23 protein-coding genes are annotated in these 24,787 nt (G+C 67.9%); 15 read left to right on the top strand and 8 right to left on the bottom strand.

Annotated elements, in window-relative coordinates; genetic code table 11:
- Positions 1–42 precede the first annotated feature (42 nt).
- Positions 43–384, top strand: coding sequence for a DUF3039 domain-containing protein (locus tag KTR40_RS11580; RefSeq protein WP_139029610.1), 342 nt, complete (start codon positions 43–45; stop codon positions 382–384).
- Positions 384–2,165, top strand: a complete 1,782-nt coding sequence (locus KTR40_RS11575; protein WP_228403825.1) for a DEAD/DEAH box helicase — start codon at positions 384–386, stop codon at positions 2,163–2,165. Before KTR40_RS11580 ends, KTR40_RS11575 begins: the two co-directional genes overlap by 1 nt.
- A gap of 21 nt (positions 2,166–2,186) precedes the next feature.
- Here KTR40_RS11575 and KTR40_RS11570 read toward each other — a convergent pair whose 3' ends face one another.
- Entirely contained in the window at positions 2,187–2,822 is a 636-nt protein-coding gene (locus KTR40_RS11570; protein ID WP_139029608.1) for an isochorismatase family protein, read from the bottom strand.
- 9 nt (positions 2,823–2,831) lie between these two features.
- A complete protein-coding gene (locus KTR40_RS11565) occupies positions 2,832–4,160 on the bottom strand; it encodes a nicotinate phosphoribosyltransferase (RefSeq protein ID WP_228403823.1) in 1,329 nt (442 codons plus the stop codon).
- A gap of 81 nt (positions 4,161–4,241) precedes the next feature.
- Between KTR40_RS11565 and clpS the strand changes: the two genes are divergently transcribed.
- From clpS to rdgB, 6 genes are all read left to right on the top strand, one after another.
- Positions 4,242–4,625, top strand: a complete 384-nt coding sequence (clpS, locus tag KTR40_RS11560; protein ID WP_139029606.1) for an ATP-dependent Clp protease adapter ClpS — start codon at positions 4,242–4,244, stop codon at positions 4,623–4,625.
- Positions 4,618–5,184, top strand: a complete 567-nt coding sequence (locus tag KTR40_RS11555) for a DUF2017 domain-containing protein (RefSeq protein WP_139029605.1) — start codon at positions 4,618–4,620, stop codon at positions 5,182–5,184. The genes clpS and KTR40_RS11555 overlap by 8 nt, the downstream gene beginning before the upstream one ends.
- Positions 5,185–5,307: 123 nt before the next feature.
- Positions 5,308–6,306: a glutamate racemase gene (gene murI, locus KTR40_RS11550; protein WP_139029781.1), complete on the top strand. Its 999-nt coding sequence runs from the start codon at positions 5,308–5,310 to the stop codon at positions 6,304–6,306.
- Complete coding sequence (locus KTR40_RS11545) at positions 6,303–7,100, top strand: MBL fold metallo-hydrolase (RefSeq protein ID WP_139029604.1); 798 nt, start codon at positions 6,303–6,305, stop codon at positions 7,098–7,100. Before murI ends, KTR40_RS11545 begins: the two co-directional genes overlap by 4 nt.
- A gap of 54 nt (positions 7,101–7,154) precedes the next feature.
- On the top strand, positions 7,155–7,913 hold the full coding sequence (rph, locus tag KTR40_RS11540; protein ID WP_139029603.1) for a ribonuclease PH: 759 nt from the start codon (positions 7,155–7,157) through the stop codon (positions 7,911–7,913).
- The gene (rdgB, locus tag KTR40_RS11535; protein ID WP_139029602.1) at positions 7,910–8,584 is read left to right on the top strand and encodes an RdgB/HAM1 family non-canonical purine NTP pyrophosphatase; all 675 of its coding nucleotides are present in this window, start codon (positions 7,910–7,912) and stop codon (positions 8,582–8,584) included. Before rph ends, rdgB begins: the two co-directional genes overlap by 4 nt.
- 82 nt (positions 8,585–8,666) lie before the next feature.
- Here the strand turns inward: rdgB and KTR40_RS11530 are convergent, their stop codons facing one another.
- The gene (locus KTR40_RS11530) at positions 8,667–9,443 is read right to left on the bottom strand and encodes a VTT domain-containing protein (protein ID WP_139029780.1); all 777 of its coding nucleotides are present in this window, start codon (positions 9,441–9,443) and stop codon (positions 8,667–8,669) included.
- Between the two features lie 68 nt (positions 9,444–9,511).
- Here KTR40_RS11530 and KTR40_RS11525 point away from each other — a divergent pair, with 68 nt between their 5' ends.
- Both KTR40_RS11525 and KTR40_RS11520 read left to right on the top strand, forming a co-directional pair.
- On the top strand, positions 9,512–10,522 hold the full coding sequence (locus tag KTR40_RS11525) for an exonuclease domain-containing protein (protein WP_139029601.1): 1,011 nt from the start codon (positions 9,512–9,514) through the stop codon (positions 10,520–10,522).
- 68 nt (positions 10,523–10,590) lie between these two features.
- Positions 10,591–11,070: a DUF4395 domain-containing protein gene (locus tag KTR40_RS11520; RefSeq protein ID WP_139029600.1), complete on the top strand. Its 480-nt coding sequence runs from the start codon at positions 10,591–10,593 to the stop codon at positions 11,068–11,070.
- On the opposite strand, the gene KTR40_RS11515 is transcribed toward KTR40_RS11520, so the two are convergent.
- Positions 11,051–12,172, bottom strand: coding sequence for an ADP-ribosylglycohydrolase family protein (locus tag KTR40_RS11515; RefSeq protein ID WP_228403821.1), 1,122 nt, complete (start codon positions 12,170–12,172; stop codon positions 11,051–11,053). The genes KTR40_RS11520 and KTR40_RS11515 overlap by 20 nt on opposite strands.
- A gap of 160 nt (positions 12,173–12,332) precedes the next feature.
- On the opposite strand from KTR40_RS11515, the gene KTR40_RS11510 reads away from it, so the two are divergent.
- The 4 genes from KTR40_RS11510 to KTR40_RS11495 all read left to right on the top strand — a co-directional run bounded on the left by KTR40_RS11510 (position 12,333) and on the right by KTR40_RS11495 (position 19,147).
- The gene (locus KTR40_RS11510; RefSeq protein WP_228403819.1) at positions 12,333–13,307 is read left to right on the top strand and encodes an aquaporin; all 975 of its coding nucleotides are present in this window, start codon (positions 12,333–12,335) and stop codon (positions 13,305–13,307) included.
- A gap of 56 nt (positions 13,308–13,363) precedes the next feature.
- Positions 13,364–14,548 (top strand): exonuclease SbcCD subunit D, encoded by a 1,185-nt coding sequence (locus KTR40_RS11505; protein WP_228403817.1) that lies wholly within the window; start codon positions 13,364–13,366, stop codon positions 14,546–14,548.
- Complete coding sequence (locus tag KTR40_RS11500) at positions 14,545–17,613, top strand: AAA family ATPase (RefSeq protein WP_228403815.1); 3,069 nt, start codon at positions 14,545–14,547, stop codon at positions 17,611–17,613. The genes KTR40_RS11505 and KTR40_RS11500 overlap by 4 nt, the downstream gene beginning before the upstream one ends.
- 184 nt (positions 17,614–17,797) lie before the next feature.
- The gene (locus KTR40_RS11495) at positions 17,798–19,147 is read left to right on the top strand and encodes an MFS transporter (protein WP_370633197.1); all 1,350 of its coding nucleotides are present in this window, start codon (positions 17,798–17,800) and stop codon (positions 19,145–19,147) included.
- Here the strand turns inward: KTR40_RS11495 and KTR40_RS11490 are convergent.
- Positions 19,144–19,878 (bottom strand): IclR family transcriptional regulator, encoded by a 735-nt coding sequence (locus KTR40_RS11490; protein WP_228403813.1) that lies wholly within the window; start codon positions 19,876–19,878, stop codon positions 19,144–19,146. The two genes, KTR40_RS11495 and KTR40_RS11490, sit on opposite strands and share 4 nt — an antisense overlap.
- 329 nt (positions 19,879–20,207) lie before the next feature.
- On the opposite strand from KTR40_RS11490, the gene KTR40_RS11485 reads away from it, so the two are divergent.
- Positions 20,208–21,539, top strand: coding sequence for an MFS transporter (locus tag KTR40_RS11485; RefSeq protein ID WP_228403811.1), 1,332 nt, complete (start codon positions 20,208–20,210; stop codon positions 21,537–21,539).
- Positions 21,540–21,645: 106 nt separating this feature from the next.
- Here KTR40_RS11485 and KTR40_RS11480 read toward each other — a convergent pair whose 3' ends face one another.
- The 3 genes from KTR40_RS11480 to KTR40_RS11470 form a co-directional block, all read right to left on the bottom strand.
- A complete protein-coding gene (locus tag KTR40_RS11480; RefSeq protein ID WP_228403810.1) occupies positions 21,646–22,293 on the bottom strand; it encodes a phosphoribosyltransferase in 648 nt (215 codons plus the stop codon).
- Between the two features lie 20 nt (positions 22,294–22,313).
- The gene (locus tag KTR40_RS11475; protein ID WP_139029592.1) at positions 22,314–23,141 is read right to left on the bottom strand and encodes an alpha/beta fold hydrolase; all 828 of its coding nucleotides are present in this window, start codon (positions 23,139–23,141) and stop codon (positions 22,314–22,316) included.
- 177 nt (positions 23,142–23,318) lie between these two features.
- Entirely contained in the window at positions 23,319–24,707 is a 1,389-nt protein-coding gene (locus KTR40_RS11470) for an amino acid permease (protein WP_228403808.1), read from the bottom strand.
- Positions 24,708–24,787: the final 80 nt, after the last annotated feature.

Below are 24,787 nucleotides of genomic sequence, written 5' to 3'. Positions count from 1 at the left end.
GCAGCCTCCGGCGTCGAACGTGCGGCCCCCGGAACGGCTAAGATGGTTCGCATGACTAGCATGACGGACCCTCTCGAGAACGACCCGATGCGCGAGCTTTCCGGGGCTGGATCGTCCACAGCCACCATTGAGCGCGAGGAACTGCGCCAGGAAGTGGAACCCGGGGACCGGGAGCGCTTTTCGCACTATGTGCGCAAGGAAAAGATCATGGAGTCCGCGCTGACCGGGGAGCCTGTCATCGCCCTGTGCGGCAAGGTCTGGACGCCCGGCCGGGACCCGCAGAAGTTCCCGGTCTGCCCGATGTGCAAAGAGGTCTATGACGGCCTCCGCCCGGGCAACGACGGCGGCAAGGGTCCCGGAGGGGACTCGGGCAACAACAAATAGTGACGGAGACGCTCTTTGGCGGCCCCACCCTGCCACCGGCCTACCCGGAACGCGCAGCCTGGGGAACCGCCCCGAAACTCCGTGCCTGGCAGCAGGAAGCGCTTGACCTCTACCTGCGCAACAGCCCCCGCGACTTCCTGGCGGTGGCAACCCCCGGAGCCGGCAAGACCACCTTTGCCCTCCGCGTCGCGTCCACGCTCATCGACTCCGGCGCCGTCAACCGGGTAACCATCGTGGCGCCCACCGACCACCTCAAGCGCCAGTGGGCGGATGCTGCGGCCAGGGTGGGCATCGCCATCGACCCCAATTTCAAGAACTCGGACGGCCAGCACGGCCGCGGCTTCATCGGAGTGGCCGTCACCTACGCGCAGGTGGCCAGCAAACCGCTGCTCCACCGTGCCAAGACCGAGGCTGCGCGCACCCTGGTGATCCTGGACGAGATCCACCACGGCGGCGAGGCCCTGTCCTGGGGCGACGGCCTGCGGGAAGCGTTTGACCCCGCGGTGAGACGGCTCTCGCTCACCGGTACGCCGTTCCGCTCGGACACCTCGCCCATCCCGTTCGTGGAGTATGCCGAGGACCGGGACGGGATCCGCCGCTCCAAGGCCGACTACACGTACGGCTACGGCAACGCCCTGCGGGACCACGTGGTCCGCCCGGTGATGTTCATGGCCTATTCGGGGCAGATGCGCTGGCGGACCAGTGCCGGTGAAGAGATGGCGGCATCGCTGGGGGAAGCGGCGGTCACCAAGGACATCACCTCGCACGCGTGGCGGACCGCCCTGAATCCTGCCGGTGAGTGGATCCCGGCTGTCCTGGCCGGCGCGGACAAGCGCCTCAGCGAGGTCCGGCGCACCGTCCCCGACGCCGGCGGGCTGGTGATCGCCACGGACCATGAGGACGCGCGGGCGTACGCCGGGCAGCTGAAGAGGATCACCGGGGAGTCGCCCACGGTCATCCTGTCCGACGACGCCAAGGCATCCAGCAAGATCGAGGAGTTCACAGCCAGCGAGAAGCGCTGGATGGTGGCCGTCCGCATGGTGTCCGAAGGCGTTGACGTGCCCCGGCTTTCCGTGGGCGTGTACGCCACATCAACCTCAACGCCGCTGTTTTTTGCCCAGGCAGTGGGGCGGTTCGTGCGTGCCCGCAAGCGCGGGGAAACGGCCTCGGTCTTCCTGCCTTCGGTGCCGCAGCTGATGGCTTTGGCCAACTCCATGGAGGCGGAACGGGACCATGCCCTGGACCGCCCCGAGAAGGAGGACGGCGACGGCCTCTTCAATCCCGAAGACTCGCTTATGGAGGAGGCCAACCGTGAGGAGAAGGCCTCCGACACCCTGACCAAGGGCAAGTTCGAGGCCCTGGACTCGCAGGCGTCCTTTGACCGCGTCCTGTTTGACGGCGGCGAGTTCGGCACCGGCGGCGAGGTGGGGTCCGACGACGAAATGGACTTCCTCGGCATTCCCGGGCTGCTGGACGCCGAACAGGTGGGCACGCTCCTCCGGCAGCGCCAGCACGAGCAGCTGAACCGGAAAAACCGGAAGGCGCCGGCTGCAGCTGAAAGTGCGGCGCCCGCCGTCCCGGACCACCGGATGCTGATGGACCTCCGGAATGAGCTGGCCAAGAACGTGGCAGCCTGGTCAGCCCGGACGGGGACCCCCCACGGCGTGGTGCATACCAAGCTGCGGACCGTGTGCGGCGGGCCGCCCGTTGCGCAGGCAAACGAGGAGCAGCTTCAGTCCCGCCTGCGGAAACTCCAGGACTGGTTCATCGGCCGCAAGTAGGGCCGCTGCCGCCAGGGACAGTCAGGCGACGTCCACGCCGCCGAGTTCCATTTCGGCCACAGCGTCCTCCAGGTCCTCTGCTATCCCCGCGGTCAGGGACCGGAGGACGGTGACCGAGTAGCCTGCCTGGACGGCGTCCAGGGCGGTTGCCATGACGCAGTAGTCGGTGGCGATGCCCACCACCACAACGTCCTCGACGTCGTGGCTTTGCAGCCAGTCATCCAGTCCGATCGCGTCCTCGTCCGGGGCGAATTTTTCGGCGTCGCCCCCGGGCAGGGCGCCTGGCTGGCGTTCTCCGGTGGGCACTGCGTCTTCGGGGGCCAGCAGGCCCTCAAACCCGGAGTAGGCGGCGGCGAACTGGCCTTTCTGGAAATACGCCTGGATGTACTCGGTGTCGAGGTCCGGATGGAGTTCGGCGCCCCGGGTCCCGGCCACGCAGTGCGGCGGCCAGCTGTCCTTGAAATCCGGTGTGTCCGAGAAGTGCGCGCCCGGGTCGATGTGCCAGTCCTGGGTGGCCACGATGTGGTCGAACTCGCCGTGGTGGGCGTCCACGTAGTCGCTGATGGCGCCGGCCACGTCCGCACCGCCGGAAACGGCGAGCGAACCGCCCTCGCAGAAATCGTTCTGGACGTCGACGATGATCAGTGCGCGGGACATCGGTTCTCCTCAGTTTTCGTCGTACAGGGTAGGGATAGCAGCTTCGCCGCGCTGCAGGCGGTTAACCACCGGAGGCAGTTCCGCCATGGAATCCGCGTGGCGCTGGCGGGCGCGGAGCACCCCTTCATGGCCGGTCCAGCCCGGCAGCAGCTCCCCGTTCTTCATGAACTGCTGCAGCAGGGGGCGGTCATTGCCGTCATCCTCCGGCGGGCGCCCCACGCCCACCACTTCGGCGGTGGCGATGCCGCGCTGGTCCAGCTTGCGCAACGCGTACTTCCGTCCGCCCACGCTTGCCTTGTTCTTGGCAGCCTTGGCAACGGAGACGAAGTTCCCGTCATCGTCCGTGCGGCTGACCAGTTTGTAGACCATGCTGGCCGTGGGGGCGCCGGAGCCGGTAACCAGGGAAGTGCCCACACCGTAGGAATCCACCGGGGCGGACTGCAGCGCGGCGATGGCGTACTCGTCGAGGTCCGACGTGACCACGATCTTGGTGTTCTCGTTGCCAAGGTCGTCCAGAAGGCGGCGCACCCACTGGGCCTGTGCCACCAGGTCCCCGGAATCCAGCCGGACCGCTCCCAGCCGGGGACCCGCAAGGTCCACTGCCGTGCGGACGGCCGCTTCGACGTCGTACGTGTCCACCAGCAGGGACGTCTGGTCCCCAAGGGAGGCAATCTGTGCCTCGAACGCGTCGCGTTCGGTGTCGTGCAGGAGGGTGAAGGAGTGGGCGGCGGTGCCCACCGTCTTGATCCCGTAGCGGATGCCTGCTTCCAGGTTGGACGTGCTGTCGAACCCGGCGATGATGGCCGCCCTGGCGGAAGCGGTGGCCGCTTCCTCGTGCGTGCGCCGTGAGCCCATCTCGATGCACGGCCGCCCGTGCGCCGCGCTGACCATGCGCGACGCGGCGGAGGCGATGGCACTGTCGTGGTTCAGCACGGACAGGAGGTAGGTTTCCAGCATGCAGGCTTCAGCGAAGGTGGCTTCGACGATCAGGATGGGGGAGTTGGGAAAATACGCTTCACCCTCGGGGTAGCCCCAGATGTCCCCGGAGAAACGGTAGGAAGCAAGGTATTCAAGGGTCTGCGCGTTGACCACCTTGGTGCGCTCCAGGAACTCCAGTTCGGCTTCCCCGAAGCGGAAGTTGGCGATGCCCTCGAGCAGCCGTCCCGTGCCTGCCACGATCCCGTAACGCCGGCCGTCAGGGAGGCGGCGGGCGAATGCCTCGAACACCGACTTGCGGTGCGCGGCCCCCGAATGGAGCGACGCCTGCAGCATGGTCAGCTCGTAGTGGTCGGTGTAAAAGGACGTGCGGGGATGGTCCCAGCCGGCTGAGGTACTCACGAAAGTCACTCTAGTCCCCGCCGGCTCCCACGTCTCGCTCCGCTTCGCGGCGCCGGCCCGTCCTCCCCATAGAATGGACAGATGACCATTAGCGTTGCGCCCGGCCCTGATACACAGGAGGGCACCCGGACCGGAACAGCGGAATCCACCGATTCCCTGACCGCACCGGACATCCCCTGGAACCTGGTGATCTGGAACGATCCCGTCAACCTCATGAGCTACGTGAGCTACGTTTTCCAGAGCTACTTCGGCTACTCGGAGAGCAAGGCGAACAAGCTCATGATGGAGGTCCACAAGAAGGGCCGCTCCATTGTTGCCTCCGGCAGCAAAGAGCAGGTGGAGCGCCACGCGGTGGCGATGCACGGATTTGGCCTGTGGGCAACGGTGGAGAAGGCCAGCGGCGGGGACGGCGGCAACTCCCGCAAGTCCGGCGGACCGGGCCAGGGCAAGGGGAAACGTGGCTAAGGCATTCAAGTACGGACTCAAGGGCATTACCGGCTACCTGGAACCCGCAGAGCGGGACCTGCTGCGCAGCCTCATCAGTGACGTCATCTCCATGCTCCAGCCGGAGGAACGGTCCGGGCAGGACCCGCTGGCGGCACTGATCGGCCTGGACATGGACGTTGCCGAGCCCGTGGACAGGGCCGTCAAGCGGCTCCTTCCGAACGTCATGAAGGACGACGCCGGCGCGTCCCTTGAGTTCCGTCAGCTCACCGAACGGTCGCTGCGGGAGACAAAGATCGGCGCCCTGCAGGCGGCCGCCCTGGACCTCGACAAGGACGAGATCGTGCTGACGCCCGAAGGGGCGCGGCATTGGTCCATGGCGCTGAACGATGTCCGGCTTGTCCTGGCCGAGCGGCTGGACATCCAGGACGAGGAGGATGCCGAACACGTCCACCTCATGCAGGACTGGTCCCAGGCCGAGGACGTGGAAAGCTATTTGGCGCTGGTCTACAACTTCGCCACCTGGCTCCAGGAGTCCTTGGTCCAGGCCATGCTGCAGTCCCTGGACGCCCGCCGGTGAGCGGCGCCGGCCGTTCCCCGTCCCCGCGCTGTGACACATTAGACATGAGCTGCTGGCCACAAGATCATGGCTGGGGCTGCAGGGAAGCCCTATCCTCGAATAATCATGAGTAGAGCCTCGAGCATGGACCCGCCAGCCGACGCTGCAGCGGGGTCCGAAGCCAGCGACTTCCCTGCCGCCGCCGTGGAGTCACGGCCCATCGGTGTGTTCGATTCCGGCGTGGGCGGCCTGACGGTGGCCCGGTCCATCATCGACCAGCTGCCCAACGAGTCCATCCTCTATGTGGGGGACACAGCGCACGGACCGTACGGACCGCTTCCCATTGCGGAGGTGCGGGCAAACGCCCTAGGCGTGATGGACGAACTGGTGGACTCCGGCGTCAAGCTGCTCACCATTGCCTGCAACTCGGCGTCGGCCGCTGTCCTGCGGGACGCCCGGGAGCGCTACACGGCCAAGTACGGCATCCCGGTCATCGAGGTCATCCAGCCGGCAGTGCGCCGTGCCGTGGCCGCGACCCGCAGTGGACGGGTGGGCGTGATTGGCACGTCTGCCACGGTGGGGTCGCGGGCCTACGAGGATACGTTTGCCGCAGCTCCCGATCTTGCGATCACCTCCGTGGCGTGCCCGGAGTTCGTCAGCTACGTGGAGGCCGGCATCACCACCGGACCGGCCCTGCTTGCCGTTGCCGAGGAGTACCTCGCTCCGCTCAAGGACGCCGGGGTGGATACCGTGGTCCTGGGCTGCACCCACTACCCCCTGCTCACCGGCGTCATCTCCTACGTCATGGGGGCGGACGTGACCCTCGTGTCCAGTGCCGAGGAGACCGCCAAGGACGTCTACCGCGCCCTGGCCACCCACAACCTCCAGCGCACGGACGCAGTGCCTCCGGAGCACCACTTTGTGGCCACCGGCGACGCCGGCCAGTTCGAGGCCCTGGCCAGGCGTTTCCTGGGGCCCGAGGTGCTCTCTGTCCGGCATGTGGACCATGTGTCCGCGCAGTACCCCACCGGCAGCCTTGCCCGGATCACGCCCGAGATGATCGCCGCCGCCCAGAGCGCTGCGTCGCGGCCGCGGATCTCAAACTTTGTCGGGACGTCGGCCACCGGGGGTCCGGGCCAGTGAAGCTCACCATCGTCGGCTGTACCGGCTCGTTCCCCGGCCCCGGGTCACCGGCGTCGTGCTACCTCCTGACCGCGAACGACGGCGAGCGGACCTGGAAAGTGGTCATGGACCTGGGCAGCGGGGCGCTCGGTGCCATCCAGCGGTACACCGACCTGGAGGACATCGACGCGATCTTCCTGACCCACCTGCACCCCGACCACTGCATGGACCTCTGCGGCCTGCACGTGGCCGTCCGCTGGAAGCCCGGCGGCTGGGGCAGGGGACGGATCCCGGTCTGGGGACCGGCCGCCACGGCGGACCGGATGGCAACCGCCTACGGCCTGGAGCTGGACCCGGGAATGCGCGAGGAGTTCGACTTCACCAACTGGGCCGAGCGCGAGCCGGTTACCGTGGGTCCCTTCACCGTGACCCCCTTTGCCGTGAACCACCCCGTGGAGGAGGCCTACGCCCTGCGGGTGGAAGTGGTGGAGCCGGACAAGGAAGGCAACATCGTCTCCCGGACCCTGACGTACTCCGGTGACACCGATTCCTGTGCCGGGCTTGAGGAAGCCGCCAAGGACGCCGACCTTTTCCTGTGCGAAGCTGCGTTCGAAGAAGGCCGCGACGACGGCATCAAGGACGTCCACCTCACCGGCAAGCGTGCCGGCGAGGCAGCCGCGGCGGCGGGGGCACGCCGGCTCCTGCTGACGCACATTCCGGTATGGACGTCCCAGACCACCGTGATGGCCGAGGCCCGGCCCGTGTTCGGTGGCGACGTTGCGGTGGCGGTTGCCGGAGTCCACTACACCATCTAGGCGCCTTGAGGCAGGGCCGGCGTCGGGGGCAGCTGCAGTGGATAAGCTAAAGGCATGACTTCTGAAGCAACTGCAGTGCCCATCGTGCGCGCCGACGGCCGCGCCCCCGACCAGCTCCGGCCCATCAGCATCACCCGCGGATGGTCCTCCCAGGCTGAGGGGTCGGCCCTGATCGAGTTCGGCAACACCAGGGTCCTGTGCACCGCGTCCCTGACCGCGGGCGTCCCGCGCTGGCTCAAGGGCGAGGGCCGCGGCTGGGTCACTGCCGAGTACGCCATGCTGCCACGGGCCACCAACACCCGCTCCGACCGCGAATCCGTCAAGGGCAAGATCGGCGGCCGCACCCACGAGATCTCCCGGCTCATCGGCCGTTCCCTCCGCTCGATCATCGACACCAAGGCACTGGGCGAGAACACCATTGTGCTGGACTGCGACGTCCTCCAGGCCGACGGCGGAACCCGCACGGCAGCCATCACCGGTGCCTACGTTGCGCTCGCTGACTCCATCCGCTTCGCACGGGACAACAAACTGATCGCGAAGAACGCCCAGCCCCTTATCGACACCATCGCCGCGGTGTCCGTGGGCATCATCGACGGCGTTCCCATGCTGGACCTGCCGTACGTTGAGGACGTCCGGGCCGAAACGGACATGAACGTGGTGGTCACCGGCTCCGGGAAGTTCGTGGAAGTTCAGGGAACGGCTGAGGGTGCGCCCTTCGACCGGGCCGAGCTGGACGCGCTCCTGGACCTTGCCCTGCTGGGCACCACGCAGCTCGCGGCCATCCAGCGCGAAACGCTGGCAGACACCCTGTGAGCACGGCAGGCGCCGCCCCGGGGCAAGGCACAGTCCCGCGGCTGGTTCTGGCCACGCACAACAAGGGGAAACTGCGGGAGCTGCGCGAACTGCTGCGGGGACAGGTGCCAGGGCTCGACGTCGACACACAAGTGGTGGACGCGGCGGCGGCAGGTGCCCCGGACGTCGTCGAAACAGGTGTGACGTTCGCCGAGAATTCGCTGCTCAAGGCGCGCGCTGTTGCGGAGGCGACCGGCCTCGTGGCGATAGCCGACGACTCCGGCCTTGCCGTGGACGTGATGGGCGGAGCGCCCGGAATCTTCTCGGCCCGCTGGGCCGGCAGCCACGGCGACGACGCCGCAAACCTCCGGCTCCTGCTGAGCCAGCTCTCGGACGTTCCGGACCACCATCGCGGCGCCGCGTTCGTCTGCGCGGCGGCGCTCGCGGTGCCGGACACGGACGGTACACCGGGACGCGAGGTTGTGGAATACGGGCAGCTCGAAGGGATCCTGCTGCGCGAGCCTCGGGGGGACGGGGGCTTCGGCTACGATCCTGTCCTGCAGCCCGCAGGGGAGGAGCGCAGCTGTGCCGAGCTGTCCGCCGAGGAAAAGAACGCCATCAGCCACCGGGGCAAGGCGTTCCGGGCGCTGCTGCCCGCCATCGTCGAGGCACTGCGGGCCCAGGGCTCCTGACCCGTGGAGTTTTTGTCCCGCTATGCGGACTTTGCCGGGCTTTAGGCCTGCACAGCTGGACAAAAACTCCGGGCTGCGGGGGTCAGGGGAGGCGCGGGGTCTTCTGCTCGTCGTCGGGGGCGTGCTCTTCGATGAACTCGTCCACCGGATCGGTGCCGTATGCCTTCGCCTGCCGCTTGGCGGAGATGCCGCGGAGGACCTCCACGCCAATGGGCAGGACCGACACCAGCACGATCGCGATGAAGATGATGTCCAGGTTCTCGCGCACCCACGGGATGCGGTCGCCCAGCAGGTAGCCCAGGAGGGTCACGCCGCCGCCCCACAGCACTGCGCCGATGACGTTGAAGAGAAAGAACTTCTTCTTGCTCATCTGGGCCACGCCCACGATGACGGGAACGAACGTCCTGATGATGGGGACAAAGCGGGCCAGGATCAGCGCCTTGCCGCCGTGCTTTTCAAAGAACGCATGCGCATTCTCCACGTTCTCGCGCTTGAACAGGCGCGAGTTGGGCTTGTTGAAGATGGCGGGTCCGGCCTTGGAGCCGATGAAGTAGCCGGTCTGGTTGCCGATGATGGCCGAGACGATGATCAGCAGCGCGAAAAGGAACACGTTGAACTTGATGGTGTCCGTGGCCACCAGCAGTCCGGCAGTGAACAGCATGGAATCGCCCGGCAGGAAGAAGCCAACCAGCAGGCCGGTTTCCGCGAAGACGATGCCGCAGACCAGCAGGACCACCCAGGGAGCCAGGGCGGGATCGGCCAGGAAGACCTGGGGGTTCAGCCAGTCGGGCAGGAAGGAGGCCAGCTGGGGCTGGACGGGTCCTGCCCCGCCCAGCATGGACACGGCGAGGTGGTTCATCACAGGAAAGTTCACCCCTCAAGGGTACTTGACGGGTTTGGACGGTTTCCGACGGTAAGGTGGGGGCCGTGGGTTTGGACTTTACGGCGATTGACTTCGAGACTGCAAACGGCTTTCGGGGGTCTCCCTGTGCGGTCGGCCTGACCAAGGTCCGGGGCGGCCGGATCGTGGAGGAAGCTTCGTGGCTCATGCGGCCGCCGCAGGACCACGACCACTTTGACTACCACAACGTCCGGATCCACGGCATCCGGGCCGAGGACGTGGCCGGCAAGCCCCGTTTCGGGGAACTCTTCCCCGAGATCGGCGCCTTCATCGGGGACGACATCCTTGCCGCGCACAATGCTTCCTTCGACCTGGGCGTGATCCGTTCCGGCCTGGAGGTCTCGGGCCTGCCGGGCCCGGCCTATGACTACGTCTGCACGGTGATGCTCTCCCGGCGGTGCTATTCCCTGGTGTCCAACTCCCTGCCCTTCGCCGCGGAGGAAGCCGGCGTTCCCCTGGTGAACCATCACGACGCCGCCGAGGACGCGCGGGCGTGCGCAGGAATCCTGATCGACATCGCCCGCAGGAACCAGGCCAACAGCATCGCCGAGCTTTACCTGTCCCTGGGGCTGGCAATGCCGCGGCAGCAGGCTTTTGACCCCGCCATGGATGCGCTGTCCAAGCCCAGCCTGGCCGCCCTCTCCGCAGCGTCCGGCAGCACTGCCGCGCCGCTCCGGTCCTTCCAGCCAGGCTGGCCGGAGGAGGGCGCCAATCCGCTGCCCAACCCCGACGCGGAGCCCGGCCATCCCCTCTACGGGCAGACCGTCGTCTTCACCGGGCAGCTGTCCATGGGACGCCCGGAGGCGAAAAAACGCTCTGCCGACGTCGGTGCCCGGCCCGAAAGCCGGGTGACCGGACGCACCACGGTCCTGGTGGTGGGGGACGGCTTTGTCGCCTCGGACCTGCGGTCCGGCAGGCTGACGGGCAAGGCCCGCCGGGTCCTGGAGCTCCATGAGCGCGGGCAAGCCATCGAGGTGCTGTCCGAAGGTGAGTTCCTGCAGATGGTGGGCGGTTTCGCGGCCGCGGCCATAGCCTGAACCGCCCCGCCGGTTCATGCGGCGCAACAATCCTTGGCTGGCGGACCGGCCGCTCCTAGCCTTGGCTCATGAGTTCTGTGTTCGCCTTCCCGAATCCCGTCAATGAGTACGCTGCCCGCGTGACCGCGGGCCTGGTTGTGCTGCTCGCGGTTGTGACGGCAGCCAGCGGCTCGGCATGGGGCCTGCTGGCTCTTGCGGCCGGATTCTGGCTGCGCGTCCTCTTCGGCCCGAGGGTTTCGCCGCTTGCGCTCTTGTCCGTGAAAATCATCACGCCGCGGCTGGGACGCGTGAAGCTTGTCCCGGGACCGCCCAAGCGCTTCGCCCAGGGGATAGGGGCCGCGGTGTCCACCACGGCCCTGGTCCTGTTCCTGGCCGGGGCGGCTCCCGCAGCCTGGGCAGTGCTGGGCATCCTGATCGTGGCGGCCTCACTGGAAGCTTTTGCGGGCTTTTGCCTGGGCTGCGTGATCTTCGGGTTCCTTCAGCGCCGCGGACTGATCCCGGAGGACGTCTGCGAGGCGTGCAACAACATCAGCCTTCGGCGGTCGTAACCCCCACCAGGAGATTGGCCATGCCGCGGACGGCCTCCGGCGCCTCCAGCGACCCGAGCCAGTCAGCGGGAAGGCACTCCTCGCCATAGAAGGCCCCCAGGATGTTCCCGGCCAGCGAACCGGTGGAATCGCTGTTGCCGCCGTGGTTCACCGCCAGTGCCAGCGCCTCCCGGAAGTGCCGGACGGGCAAGGTGTCCGCGCCGGCGTCGTCCGTGCCGTGGTTGTCCCCGCCCGCCTTGCCCGGGCCGGGCGCAGTGGCAAGCACCGCATAAAGCGCGACGGCGAGGGCTTCCTCCGCGGCCACGCCCTCACCCAGCGCGTCCGTCAGTTCCTCCGGGGAGACTGCGCCGTTGGCCGCGAGCCGGAGTGCCGTCTCCAGGCGTTGGGGCAGTTCCGGTGCCACCTCGTTGAGCGTGCGGGAGTGGGCGGCCACCGCGGCAGCCGCCTCCGGGAGCCCTTCACCCGAGACGAGCCGGTGGATCAGCAGGCTGAAGATCCCTGCACTTTGGCGGGCCGCCGGATGCCCGTGCGTCAGTGCGGCGGCGTCGGTGCTCAACTTATAGACGGCGTCGGGCGTGATGTGCGGGACCAGCCCGAACGGCGCCGAACGCACCACCGTACCGTAGCCTTTCGACGCCGGATTCACCGGACGGAAGGCAGTCCCCATCTCGCCCGTGGCCAGGCCGGAGATTGAGGTTTTGTCCGGACGCCGGCGCTCGTGGAGCACTGCCTGGCGGTCGATCCAACGCGGCTGCGGCGCCGGGGCCCGCGGCCCGGCCTCTTCACCCTGGGTGGCAAGCCACCGGAGGTACGCAAGCCAGAGGCAGGCGTTGACGTCCGCGCCCACCCCGGAATTGGCCCACTCAAGGGCCTCCACCAGCCCGTCGACCGTGTAAAGGGTCAGCTGGGTCTCGTCCGAAAAGGGGCTCTCCGTGAGCGCATGGAAACCGGTGAGGCCGCGCTGTCCGAACCGGCGGCGGATCTCCTCCATCGAGTCCGTCCCAACGGCAAAGCCCAATGCATCGCCCAATGCGCCGCCCAGCAGGCAGCCGTGGATCCGTGATGTCAGTGCGGGCGCGGACGGGCCGGGTTCATTGCTCATGCTGCAAATTTACCGCGGCAGCGGCCGGCGTCCTGACGGGTGCCGGGCCGTGCCCGCGTGGGTAAAGCCGCGGGCACAGCAAACGCCCAGCGGCAGCTGGAATAATGGAGGGGTTGCCCGGCGGCCGTACCGCCATCTCCTGCCTACCAAAGGGTCCACCATGAGCACCCCCGCCGTTGACCATCACCACTCTTTGCCCCGCGGCCCGGAGGCCTCCCGTCCCGGGCTCCTGCCCAGGCTGGGCGCAGAGGCGTTCGGCACGCTGTTCATCGTGGTGGCCGGCCTCGGTGTTCCGCTGTTCACCATCCCGGACTCCAGCCCCCTCCCGGCTGCGCTCGCGGCCGGCCTCGCCGTCACCGCCGCGATGCTCGCCTTCGCACGCGTTTCGGGCGGCCACTTCAATCCCGCCATCACCCTGGGCCACCTCTTGGCCGGACGGATCCGCGCCGGCGCTGCTGCCGCCTACGCCGGTGCCCAGCTGGTGGGGGGACTGGCGGGCGCCCTGGCCCTCTTCGGAATCCTGCGCACCCTGCCGGGGATCGCGGACAGCCGTACCGCTTTCGACACCGTCGCTGCCGGCTTTGGCGAGCACTCCATCATCCAGGCGCCGCTCGCGGCCGTGCTGCTCCTTGAGATGCTGGGAGCCGCAATCATTGTGGCGGTGTTCCTGGGGACGTCCGGCAAGGCGCCCGCCTTTGGCATCGGCAACGCCGTCGACGGCGGCAGGGAAAGCAGTGCGGACGGTGGCCGTTACGCTGCGGCCGTGGCCGTCGGACTGTCCTTCGCGGTCCTCCTGCAGCTGGGCCAGTCCGTGGGCAACCTGCCGTTCAATCCTGCCCGCGCCGTCTCGTCCGCCGTGTTCAGCTCGGGCTGGGCTGCCGGGCAGCTGTGGGCGTTCCTGGCAGCCCCGCTCGTGGGCGCTGCCATTGCGGGCCTGGTGTTCCGCAGCTTCGGCGCGGCCGCCGATACCCAAAGGCCCGCCACCAAAGCGGTCTCCGGAGGGCAGGGTGCGGACGGGACTCCACCCGCAGCAGCGGCTGTTGCCAGCGCGGATGGACCTGCCCATCGGCGCACTGACAGGGCCCAGGACGGGACCAGCGAAGCCCAGGACTTCTTCGAAGGAACGCGGGGCTGATCCCGGTGGCCGCGGCGGTTGCCTTGACTGTCAGTGGCAGCCGATAACTTAGGAACATGCGGTTACTACACACCTCCGACTGGCACCTCGGACGGTCCTTCCATGGCGTCGGGATGCTGGATGCCCAGCGCGCCTTCGTGGACCAGTTGGTCGGCGCCGTCAACGAGCACAGCGTGGACGTTGTCCTGGTGGCCGGGGACGTCTATGACCGCGCCCTTCCCGGCGTGGACGTGGTGCGCCTGTTGGACGACGCCCTGGTGCGCCTGGCTGCGGCCGGCGCCAAGGTGGTGCTGACCAGCGGCAACCATGATTCCGCCATCCGCCTGGGCTTTGCGTCCCGGCTCCTGGAACGCGGGGGAGTGCACCTCCGGACCAGTATCGGCGGCCTGGACGAACCGCTGCTGCTGCCGCTCGGGGACACCGCTGCCGGGGATGGTGGCCAGGCCGTGCTTGCCATCTACGGCATTCCGTGGCTCGAGCCCCGGCTCGTCGCCGAACAACTCGGAGCGGACACCGCCAGCCACTTTGAGGTCACCCGTGCAGCCACAGGGATGATCCGCGAGGACATCAAACGGCGTTCAGCTTCCGCGACGGTGCATTCCGTGGTCCTGGCCCACACCTTCGCCAGCGGGGGGATCAGCTCGGACAGCGAGCGGGACCTCAGCATTGGCGGCGTGGGAGCCGTGCCGCTGGACCTCTTCGAAGGCTTTAGCTACACGGCGCTGGGGCACCTCCACGGACGCCAGACCCTGTCGCCCCAGGTGAGGTACTCGGGCTCGCCACTGGCTTACTCCTTTTCCGAGGCCGCCCACCAGAAGGGCGGCTGGCTCGTGGACGTCGGCGTGGAGGGAGTCACCGCCGTGCAGGAAGTCCTGTGGACGGCGCCGCGCGTCTTGGCCGTGCTGCGCGGGCCGCTGGCAGAGCTGCTGGAATCGCCCGCGCACCAGTGGGCTGAAACGGCCTACTGCCAGGTCACGCTGACTGACGCCCAGCGGCCTGCCCGCGCCATGGAGCGGCTGCGTTCCCGCTTCTCGGACACACTGGTCCTTGGTTTTGATCCAGAGGGTGGAACCCGGGGCGCCGCCTCAAGCTACAGCAGCAGGCTCGCCGAGGCGCCGGACGACCTCTCGGTGTGCTGCGGCTTCCTGGAGCATGTCCGTGGCCGGGTCCCGGATGAGGACGAGAAAGCAGCGGTGGCTGCTGCCCTCGAGAACGTCCGGCTCCTGGAGGCTTCACGATGAGGATCCACCGCCTCCTGATCTCCGCGTTCGGGCCCTTTGCCGGTACCGAGGAGATCGACTTCGACAGGCTCAGCGCCCATGGCCTTTTCCTTCTCAACGGCCCAACAGGGGCAGGGAAGACAAGCGTCCTGGATGCCATCTGCTACGCCCTGTACGGCTCGGTTCCCGGGGCCCGCCAGGACGGGAAAAGGCTCCGCAGCGACCATGCGGAACCGGCCCAGGAACCTGCAGTCACCTGCGAGTTCTCAGCCCAGGGCCGCCGCTTCGAAGTAACTCGGTCCCCGGCCTGGGACAAGCCCAGCGCCCGGGGAAAGAACGGCTTCACCACGCAGCAGGCAAAGACCCTGCTGCGTGAACGCGTCGGTGGAAGCTGGATTGAAAAGTCCGCCCGGAATGACGAGGCGGGCGCCGAGATTCTGGCGCTGCTGGGCATGGATCGGGAGCAGTTTACGCGGGTTGTCATGCTGCCCCAGGGCGATTTTGCTGCGTTCCTCCGTTCCAAGGCCACCGACCGGCTGGAGCTTCTGCAGAAGCTTTTTGGTACAGAGCGGTTCGAATCCGTGGAGCAGGAACTTGCCCGCCAGGCGCAGGCTGCCAAGGAGGAAGTGTCCTTCCTCCTTGGCAGGCTTGAATTGCTGGCGGCGAGGGCGGAGTCGGAGACAGCCCGCCTGGGGCTGGATGAGTCCGGTGCTCCAGCCCCGGAGGGTGCCGCCGCCCGCCTCGGATGGCTTGAGGGCGCAGTGGAGCTGCGCCTGGCGGAACTGACGGGCCGCGCAGAACGGGCCGAAGCCGCAAGCACCGAGTGCAGGAAGGCCGTGGAAGCAGAAACAGCGTGTGGGGAGCGGCGCCGGAAACTCGATGCGGCCGCGGCCCGGAAAGCGGCCGTGGACCAGGGGGTGGAGCTGCTCGAAGAACAGCTCCTCCGGCTTGCCCGGCACCGGAAAGCCGAGGTCCTGCATGGCCAGGTGCTGAACGTTGATGCCACTGCCGCCAAAGTCCGGCGCGCCGCTACTGCCGTGGAGTCCGCCTTTACGCTGCTCAACCTGGCCGCCGGCGAGGACGCCGAACTTGCCCAGCTGGACCTGGGAATTGCCGCGGTCCCAGCGGCGGACGGTGCAGTCCCTGCTGCCGGCTGTGACGCCGAGCTGGGCCGCCTGCGTTCGCTCCTCGCCGTGGTGGAGGCCAGGCTGCCGGATGAGGACAGGCTGCTGGGCCTCCGGAAGCGCCGCGGCGGGCTGGTCAGAAGGCAGGAAGAGCTCACCGCCGCGCTGGTGCAGGCGGGCAACCGCTGGGAGGAATTCCAGGACGAGCGGCGCCGTCTCCAGGACGGGCTGCAGGAGCTTGAGCAGCGGGCGGGGGTTGAGGCCCTGCGGAGGAAGGAAGCCGCAGCCGCGGAGGAGCTGCTTGACGTCGTCAGGCGGTACGGCGCGGCTGTTGCGGCCCGGGACGCCGTCAAGGTGCGTTACGACGAGTCCCGGGACAACCAGCTGGAAGCAAAACGCCAGTGGCTGGACCTGAGGGAGCAACGGCTTGCCAACGCCGCCGTCGAGCTGGCAGCCAAGCTGGTGCCGGGCGAACAATGTGCCGTCTGTGGCAGCGCGGACCACCCTGCCCCCGCCACGGGTGGTCCCGGCGGTCCGGTCCTTGCCCAGGAGGAGGAAGAGGCGCGGCGGGTCCACGAGGCAGCGGAAGAGGCCTGTGCCTTGGTTGCCCATGAACTGGCGGACGCCAACCAATTGGTGGCCGTCCTGGCCGGCCAGGGCGGCGAAACGGCCGCAGCTGAGGCCGAGATCGGTGCGCAGGGTGCACGCCTGGCGGCCGCCGAAGCAGAGGCAGCGGTCAAGGAACTCACGGCTGTCCGGGCGCGCCTCGAGAAGCTTGAGTCCGCTGTTGAAGCGGCGCAGGACTCGAAGAGCGCCGCCGAAGCCGAGCTTGCCCGGACAGTGGCCTCCCTGGCCGATGTAACCGAACAGTCCGCTGCCCTTGACCAGGCGCTGGCCGGGCTCAGGGGAACCCACCGGAGCCTGGCCCAGCGGTTGAAGGCGCTGGAAAATGCGGTGGCAGTCCTCAATAAGGCCGTTGACGCTCAGGCGCAGCTGGAAAGGGCGGAGGCCCAGGCCGCCGAGGCGCGGGAACAGCTGGAGGAGGCCCTTCCTGCTGCCGGTTTCGCAACAGCTGGGGAGGTCCGGGAACAGCTGCTTGAGGCCGCCGAGGCAACAGCCCTCCAGACCCGGGTGCGGGCCGCGCAGGACGAGCAGGCCAAGGTTGCAGAATTGTTCGTTTCCGAGGATGTTGTGCTGGCGCTGGAAGAAAAGTCGGCCGGCTATGAACTGGACTCTGGCCGGCTTGCCGCACTCCGCGACGCTGCGGCTGCCGCGCTCCGGGAAGCCCGGGACGCGGACCTGGCGGCCGGAATGGCGTCCAGGTGCCTGGCCTCGCTGCGGAGCATCCGGGCCGAATACGGCGATGTTGAAGGATCCGCGCGGCAGCCTGCCGAACGGGCGCAAATGCTGGCCGGGCTGGCGGACGCGGCGGCAGGCCGGGGCGAGAACACCTACCGGATGAGCCTGAACAGCTATGTCCTTGCCGCCCGCCTGGAAGAGGTGGCCCTGGCCGCCTCGGAACGGTTGGTGGCCATGAGCGATGGGCGGTACCTGCTCCAGCACACGGACGCAAAGGCCGCACGCGGCGCAAAGTCTGGGCTTGGCCTGGAGGTGGTGGACCAGTGGACCGGATTCCACCGGGACACCTCCACGCTGTCCGGAGGTGAGTCGTTTATGGCCTCCCTGTCCCTGGCGCTGGGGCTGGCAGACGTTGTGCAGCAAGAGGCCGGCGGAGTGGAGATCGAAACCTTGTTCGTGGACGAAGGGTTCGGCAGCCTGGATGAGCAGTCCCTGGAACAGGTAATGGACGCCCTCGAAGGCTTGCGGGACGGCGGCCGCGTGGTGGGGCTGGTCAGCCACGTGGCGGAGATGAAACTGCGGATCGGTGCCCAGCTCCAGGTGCTGAAGGGCCGGAACGGCTCTACTCTGCGGATTTCCGACGGCGTGGATGTGCCAGTGTGACTGCCCGGCTGGGGCGGGGGCCGGATATAGTTGGACAGTTACCGGGTTGCGCGCATCGGGAGGAGGGACGGTGCGCACAACATGAACGAGCCCGGAATTGACGTCACCCGCCTCACCCACCTCACCCGCCGGCCCGCAGGTAACCGCCCCCGCCGGACAGCCCTCACCTTCGCCGGCTTCCGCACTGGCCCCGGTTCCTGAGCCGCCCGCCTCAAACAGCTCCGCCTCAACCAGCACAGGCTCCGCCACCCGGCCCTCCACCACCCCGGCGGGGTCCCGCCGCCGCTTCGCCCGGCTGCCCCACCTTGCCGGCCGCAGCTTTATACCCTTAGGGCTCTTCGCCCGGCTTCCGCTGGCCATGCTGACGGTGGGCACGCTCACGCTTGTTACCTCAGCCAGCGGTTCCTACGCGCTGGGCGGTACGGCAGCCGGTGCTGTCGGGATAGGTTCTGCATTGGGCGCTCCAGCCTTGGGTGCCCTTGCCGACCGGCACGGACAACGTCCCGTGCTGTTGCTTGCAGCCCTCCTTAACACCCTGGCAGTGGTGGCCCTGATCCTGGCTGTGTGGGCCATGGGGGAGATCGGCGGCGTTCCCGCGGCAGTGTTGGCATCTGCGTTCGCGTCCGGTGCAAGCTGCCCGCAGGTCGGGCCGCTGGCAAGGGTCCGGTGGATGGCACTGGCCTCCCGGGGGACGGCTGCGGACCGTGCGAAGGACCTGGACACCGCCCTTTCCTACGAAAGCACCGCTGATGAGGTGACTTTTGTCCTGGGCCCGGCACTCGTGGGAATACTTGCCAGCCTGCTAACTCCCTGGCTGCCCCTCGCCCTGGCCGCGGGCATGACCATCACCCTCGTTCCGGCCTTCGCCGTGCACCGCACCCATCGCGCTGTTCCGGGCAGGGCCGTCCCGTCAAACGGGGCCGCGCCGGCAGGCCGGCCCGCCGCGGAAAGGCGCCGTACAAAGAACGCGTCGGGACGACTGCCGGCAGCGGTGGCCCTGCCGGTGCTTGCGATGGTGTGCATGGGAACGTTCTTTGGCTCGACGCAGGCCGCCCTGAGCTCGTTCTCCGGAATGTCTGGCGGCTCGGAGGTTGCCGGCCTGCTGTACGCCGCCATGGGCCTGAGTTCGGCCGCGGCGGCACTGTCGGTTGCCTACTGGCCGCAGGCGTTCAGCCTGTCCGGCCGATGGGCGCTTTGCGCCGGACTGATGGCGGCGCTGGCGCTGCTCCTGCTGCTCCCGTCCTCGATGCCCGGGATGGTGGCCGCCCTGCTGGTGCTCGGCCTCCCGGTGGGCCCGGTCATGGTCACGGTTTTTGGCGTCGGCGGCGTCGTGGCTCCGGCAGGCCGCCTGGGCACCGTCATGACGGCACTGGCCAGTGGCATCGTGGCCGGCACTGCCCTTGGCTCGTCCATTGGCGGCCAGCTCGCCGAACTGCATGGCTACGCCGCGGCCTTCGTTGTGCCGGTCTGCGCCGCAGCGGTGCTGGCGCTCCTGGGCGCGGCAGCCGCCGTCGTTCTTCGCCGCAGGCCCTAAGCCAGCTGCCGCTCGATCCTGGCGGCGCTCTCCACCAGGGCCGCGCCCACTGCTGCGGGGTTATGGGCTGAGCGGATATAGACGACGGCAAGGGCGGCCGGGCGGCTGCCGGGAACCCGGACGGGGGCAGCGAGGGAGGACACGCCCGCAATGACCTCGTCGTGGCTGGCCGAATATCCGGCGCGGCGGGCCTCGGCAGCTTCAGGGCGGTAGGGGATTCCCGTGGCCAGGCGGTCCCATTCGGCCTCGGTGAGCGCCGACTGGATGGCGATGCCCGGCGCTCCGGCGTTGACGGGATGCCGGGTGCCGGGATGCTGGGCCACGGTGGCGCCGGAGTGCCTCGGCTCCACGGTAAGCAGGGTGATGCAGTCGTGGTGGTCCCACACTGCCACGAACGCCGTCATGTCCAGGGTGTTGGCCAGTTGCGTCAGCTCCGGAAGGGCTGCGGCCTGCAGGTTTCGCGAAACACCCCGTGCCAGGACCGCAAGCCCCGGCCCGGGCTGGACCCGCCCGGCGTCGTCCCGCACCAGCAGCGAGTGGTCCTCCAGCGTCCGGAGGATCCGGTACGCCACGGACCGGTGCACGCCCATCGCATCCGCCAGTTCCGCAATCGTCAGCGGGCCGGGCGCTGCCGCCAGGATCTCCAGGGCGCGGATTCCCCGGGACAGGGTTTGCGACGCGGATGCCTGTGCCGGCGCCGCTCCGGCCGGGGCTGCGGCGGTGGGATTCATGGTGTCCATCCTAGGTGGCAGATGCTGGCAGGCGGTGCCCTTGGCTTCCCTGGCCAGCAGGGCGGCCGTCCTGAATTCGAAACGGCAATTCCAATATAGAACTCTGACACCGCGCAACCCAATCCTCCCTCGGTGGGGATCCAGAACACATCGGTGCCTGACGGCTGGACCAAGTGGACGTTCCGCAGCTCCGCCTGGCCGCGCATAAAAGTTTCCCCGGGCCGTGTTGCGCCTCACACTTTCGTAGTACCCTACTAACTAACTGACCGTTCTGTCGGTAATCCTGAAGGCGTCCCGGCAGCGCTGCTGCCTTAAACAATGGAGTTTCAATGACCACACCTTCCAAGGTGGACACCCTCGCCGGACCCAGCTCCCGGCGGGAGGAACGCAAGGTCCTCGCCGGCACCCTCGTCGGAACCACCATCGAGTGGTACGACTTCTTCATCTTTGCCCAGTTGACGGCAACGCTGCTGTCCCCGCTGTTCCTAACCCCGCTGCAGCAGTCCAACCCGGGGCTGGCGCAGATCCTTTCCTTTGCACTGATCGGCATCAGCTTCCTCTTCCGGCCCCTCGGGGCCGTGGTGGCCGGCCACCTGGGCGACCGCCTGGGCCGCAAGGCGATGCTTGTCTTCACCCTGGTGATGATGGGCGCTGCCACTGCGCTGATCGGCATGTTGCCCACCTACGCCCAGATCGGCGCCTGGGCACCCGTCCTGCTGATCACGCTCCGCATCATCCAGGGCTTCTCAGCAGGCGGCGAGTGGGGCGGGGCGGCGCTTATGGCCGTTGAGCACGCGCCCCTGAACAAGCGCGGCCTCTTCGGGGCCTACCCGCAGATCGGGGTACCCATCGGCATGATCCTGGCCACCGGCCTGCTCTTCTTCCTCAACAGCAGCATGTCCAAGGAAGACTTCGCGGCCTGGGGCTGGCGGGTCCCGTTCCTGCTCTCCATCGTCCTCATCGTGGTGGGTTACCTCATCCGCCGCGCCGTGGCCGAAAGCCCTGTTTTCCAGGAGATGGCCGCCCGGAAGCAGGAGAGCAAGGCTCCGCTGGGCGAGCTGGTCCGCAGCCACAAGAAGCCGGTGTTGTACTCCACCATGATCTTCATCGCGAACAATGCTGCCGGCTACCTGCTCATTGCCTTCTTTATCGCCTACGCCACCCGGACGCTGAAGATGCCTACCCCGGAGGTGCTGCTGGCCACGACGCTGGCGTCCTTTGGCTGGCTGATTTTCACTCTCGCGGGCGGGTGGCTTTCCGACCGCATCGGCCGCGTCAAGACCTTCCTGACGGGTTACGCCATCATCTTCGCCTGGATGATCCCGATGTTTGCCCTCATCGACACCAAGAACATCTGGCTCTATGGCCTGGCGCTGTTTGTCCTCACCATTGGGCTCGGGCTGTCCTACGGGCCCATGTCAGCCATGTACGCCGAAATGTTCCCAGCCAACGTGCGGTACTCGGGGATCTCCATCGGCTATGCGTTCGGCGCCATCCTGGGAGGGGCATTCGCGGCCACCATCGCTGAAACGCTGCTGCAGTCCACCAAGTGGACCGGGTCCATTGGCATCTACATCATGGTCCTGTGCGTCATCTCCGCCATCGGCGTTGTCCTTGCTAAGGAAACCAAGGGCCGTCCGTTGGGGGTCAGCCACCACTAACGGGCTCCAACCGCGCGGCGCGCGGCTGGAATAGTCACGACGGCGGGCCGGACCATGGTGGTCCGGCCCGCTTTGCCCTGCGGGCAAAGGATGGCTGCCGGGACTTCTACTGCTCCAGCAGGCTGATTGCGTCGTCGTCGGACAGCTGCTCAAAGTGCCGGTAGAAACTGCCTACCGCCCGGAACTTTCCCGGCAGGTGCAGGCACAGCACGGCGTCGCACACGCGCTCCACGGAGGCCTCGGCCTCGATGGAACCAACCGGGGCGGCCGCCACCACTGTTGCCGCACCGCCCTCACGCACTGCTTCGACGGCTGCCCGCATGGTGGCTCCCGTTGCCAGGCCGTCGTCGACAAGGAGGACGGTCTTTCCACCCAGGTCGAGGCCGGTACCCGGGTAGAGCTCCGCGCGGCGAAGCAGCTCGGTCCGTTCCCGCTGCTCCACTGCGTCGAGCCATTCCCGGCGGACGCCGTGTTCAAGGACGCGGTCCAGGAGGGGCTTGTTGACCAGCCGGACCGTGCGGCCGTGGACCCACGCCAGGGCGCCGTAGGCGGTTTCCTCATGGCCGGGGATTCCCAGTTTCCGGACCAGGACGGTCCCCAGGGGAAGGTAGAGTGCCTTGGCCACCGCAGCCGCCACGGGGATTCCCCCGCGGGCCAGGCCAAGCACAAGGGTGTCCGGCCGCTCCCGGAACTGCGGAAGGAGGGCCGCAAGGCGTTCGCCGGCGTCCGTACGGTCTTCGAAGAACGTGCCCATCAGTCCCTCCTGGAGAAAGGCTATACGGCCAGGAAGGAGATCGCCGCCTGTTTGAAGGCCCTGCTCGTCACCGCGTTCGTATGGTTCCTGCCGGGCAGAATCAGCTGTTCGGCCATGGAACCGGCCTTTCGCGCCAGTTCTTCAAGCTGCGGCAGGCTGCCGATCCGTTCATCCTTTTCCCCGGCCACCAGGAGCATCGGCACGTGGGGTACTGCCTCTGCAGGGTCGTATGGCTCGGCCTTGATGGCCTCCACCAGGGAAAGCAGCGCGAAGATGTTGTTGCTGGGCAGCAGGAGTGCCATCTTGAGCAGCCGCGCCGTGGACTCGTCGGCGATGGGGGTGCCGTCGGCGAGGTAGTCCTGCGCGGCCCGGAGGTCGAACTCGGCCAGCGGATCGGAGATGTTGGGGCCGCCAAGGACAAGGCGGTGGGTGATCTCGGGCTGGGTGGCGCCGAATTCCCAGGCGAGCCTGGAGCCCAACGAGTAGCCCACGATGTCCAGGCCGCTGGAAGGGTCACCCTCCTGCAGAGGCCGCACACCGGCGTCGAACGCTGTCTGAAGCAGGTCCGCCCGGATCCTGCTTGGGGAGTAGGAGTCCCGATCCTCGGGGGCGCCGCTGCGGCCGTGTCCGGGCAGGTCCACCGTGATGACGCGCCGGCCGGCGTCCAGCAGCGCAGCCACCCACCCGGTGTCCTCCCAGTTGAGCTTGCTGGAGGAGGAGAACCCGTGCACCAGCAGGACCGGACGGAACCCGGCATCCACCGCGGGATCATGGACCGCCACGTAGAGTTGCGGGTCCGTGCCTTCCACTGTGTGCGTGTGCTGTTGGCCGGTGTGCCTGCCGCTCATGGTGTCAGTCCTCATCAAGTACGGCGCCCAGGCGGACCCGGCGCTTCGGAACCTCGTGCTTTTGGTTTTACTCTACCTGCCGGCCGCCGCGCCGCTTCCCCTCACCGGCTGCTGCCCCCCGGCCCCAATCTGGGTAGCGCGAAGTGTCGTTTTGAGCCGCCAAAACGACACTTGGCGCTACCCAGTGGTGTGGCGGGTCCGGGCGGTGAGCCGGGCACCCGCCGCGGAGGCCAGGGCTATCCCGGCGATGAGGGCAAAGGTGCTGAAGAGCTGGATCCGGCTCTCTTCGGCGCTGAACCCCACAGCGAAAATGAGGGCCAGCAGGACAAGTCCCAGGATGGTCAGGCCAGGGAAACCCTTCATCCGCAGGGGCAGCGGAATTCCTGCCCGGTCCGCCCGGCGCCGCAGGATCAGCTGCGAGACGAGGGCGCTTCCCCAGACCACCAGGCAGGTGGAGCCCACCAGCTGGAAGAGGGCCGGAAGTATCCGCTCCGGGAACAGCAGTTCCAGGACGGTGGCGACGAATCCGAAGGCCACGGATACCCCCACCGCCAGCATGGGGACGTTCGAGCCGCCCAAGCGGGCGAGGACGCGGGGCGCCGCGGAGCGCTGCGCAAGGGAGTAGGCCATCCGTGATGCCCCGTAGAGGTTGGCGTTCAAGGCAGAGAGAAGTGCGACGACGGCCACCAGGGTGATCGCCGTTCCCGCGCCGGGGATGCGGGCGGCGTCCAGAACGCCGGCGAACGGCGAGGCCAGGGCTTCCGAGGTGGCCGGAAGGACGGCGGCGATGACGAAGACGGACCCGATGTAGAACACCAGGATGCGCCAGACAACAGTGCGGATGGCCTTGGCCACGCTCCGCTCCGGATCCTCGGTTTCCGCCGCGGCGACGGACACAATTTCCGTCCCGCCGAACGCGAAGATGACCACGAAGAGTGCGGACGCAATGCCGCCCAGGCCCTGCGGCGCGAAGTCGCCCGTGACATTGGACAGCCCCGGTGAGGCGGCCGGAAGGAGGCCCAGGAGCAGGGCGGCGCCCACCGCCAGGAACAGGATAATCGCGGCAACCTTGAGGATGGCGAACCAGAACTCGAACTCACCGAAGTTCCGCACTCCCGCGAGGTTGATCCCGGTGAAGACCACCATGAAGACCAGCGCCAGCGCCCACACCGGAATGACCGGCCATACGGAGAAGAGGAGTGCGGCTGCCCCGAGTGCTTCGGCGGCGATCACCACCACCAGCTGGAGCCACCAGAGCCAGCCGATGGTGGCGCCGGCCGTCTTGCCCAGGGCGCGTTCTGCGTAGACGGAGAACGCTCCGCTGTTGGGGTTCGCAGCGGCCATTTCGCCCAGGGCCCACATGACCAGGATGATCAGGGTCCCGGCCACGAGGTAGGAAACAAGGACGGCGGGGCCGGCGGCCTGCACTCCGGCGCCCGAACCCAGGAACAGGCCGGCCCCGATGGCGCTGCCGAGCCCCATCATGGTCAGCTGCCGGGGCTTCATGCTGTGCGGAGGATGGGCCCGTTTTTCGGTTGGGCGGGTGGTGGTGGACTTCATCGTCATGTGCCGGGAACCTTCTTGGGGTCTGGATGGTGGCGCCTTGTGGGACCACTTGAATTTACCGCCTGCGGTGCCGGAGCGGA

This window comes from Pseudarthrobacter sp. L1SW (assembly GCF_020809045.1).
In the GTDB taxonomy this organism is placed as follows: domain Bacteria; phylum Actinomycetota; class Actinomycetes; order Actinomycetales; family Micrococcaceae; genus Arthrobacter.
Note: the sequence above shows the minus strand (reverse complement) of the source record. Positions and strands in the feature narration are given on the sequence as shown.

What these genes read in the sequence shown, in the direction of transcription:
- KTR40_RS11580 (WP_139029610.1), top strand. Translation starts at nt 43, where the DNA reads ATGGTTCGCATGACTAGCATGACGGACCCTCTCGAGAACGACCCGATG.
- KTR40_RS11570 (WP_139029608.1), bottom strand. Translation starts at nt 2,822, where the DNA reads ATGTCCCGCGCACTGATCATCGTCGACGTCCAGAACGATTTCTGCGAG.
- clpS (WP_139029606.1), top strand. Translation starts at nt 4,242, where the DNA reads ATGACCATTAGCGTTGCGCCCGGCCCTGATACACAGGAGGGCACCCGG.
- murI (WP_139029781.1), top strand. Translation starts at nt 5,308, where the DNA reads ATGGACCCGCCAGCCGACGCTGCAGCGGGGTCCGAAGCCAGCGACTTC.
- rph (WP_139029603.1), top strand. Translation starts at nt 7,155, where the DNA reads ATGACTTCTGAAGCAACTGCAGTGCCCATCGTGCGCGCCGACGGCCGC.
- KTR40_RS11530 (WP_139029780.1), bottom strand. Translation starts at nt 9,443, where the DNA reads ATGAACCACCTCGCCGTGTCCATGCTGGGCGGGGCAGGACCCGTCCAG.
- KTR40_RS11520 (WP_139029600.1), top strand. Translation starts at nt 10,591, where the DNA reads ATGAGTTCTGTGTTCGCCTTCCCGAATCCCGTCAATGAGTACGCTGCC.
- KTR40_RS11515 (WP_228403821.1), bottom strand. Translation starts at nt 12,172, where the DNA reads ATGAGCAATGAACCCGGCCCGTCCGCGCCCGCACTGACATCACGGATC.
- KTR40_RS11510 (WP_228403819.1), top strand. Translation starts at nt 12,333, where the DNA reads ATGAGCACCCCCGCCGTTGACCATCACCACTCTTTGCCCCGCGGCCCG.
- KTR40_RS11505 (WP_228403817.1), top strand. Translation starts at nt 13,364, where the DNA reads ATGCGGTTACTACACACCTCCGACTGGCACCTCGGACGGTCCTTCCAT.
- KTR40_RS11500 (WP_228403815.1), top strand. Translation starts at nt 14,545, where the DNA reads ATGAGGATCCACCGCCTCCTGATCTCCGCGTTCGGGCCCTTTGCCGGT.
- KTR40_RS11490 (WP_228403813.1), bottom strand. Translation starts at nt 19,878, where the DNA reads ATGAATCCCACCGCCGCAGCCCCGGCCGGAGCGGCGCCGGCACAGGCA.
- KTR40_RS11485 (WP_228403811.1), top strand. Translation starts at nt 20,208, where the DNA reads ATGACCACACCTTCCAAGGTGGACACCCTCGCCGGACCCAGCTCCCGG.
- KTR40_RS11480 (WP_228403810.1), bottom strand. Translation starts at nt 22,293, where the DNA reads ATGGGCACGTTCTTCGAAGACCGTACGGACGCCGGCGAACGCCTTGCG.
- KTR40_RS11475 (WP_139029592.1), bottom strand. Translation starts at nt 23,141, where the DNA reads ATGAGCGGCAGGCACACCGGCCAACAGCACACGCACACAGTGGAAGGC.
- KTR40_RS11470 (WP_228403808.1), bottom strand. Translation starts at nt 24,707, where the DNA reads ATGACGATGAAGTCCACCACCACCCGCCCAACCGAAAAACGGGCCCAT.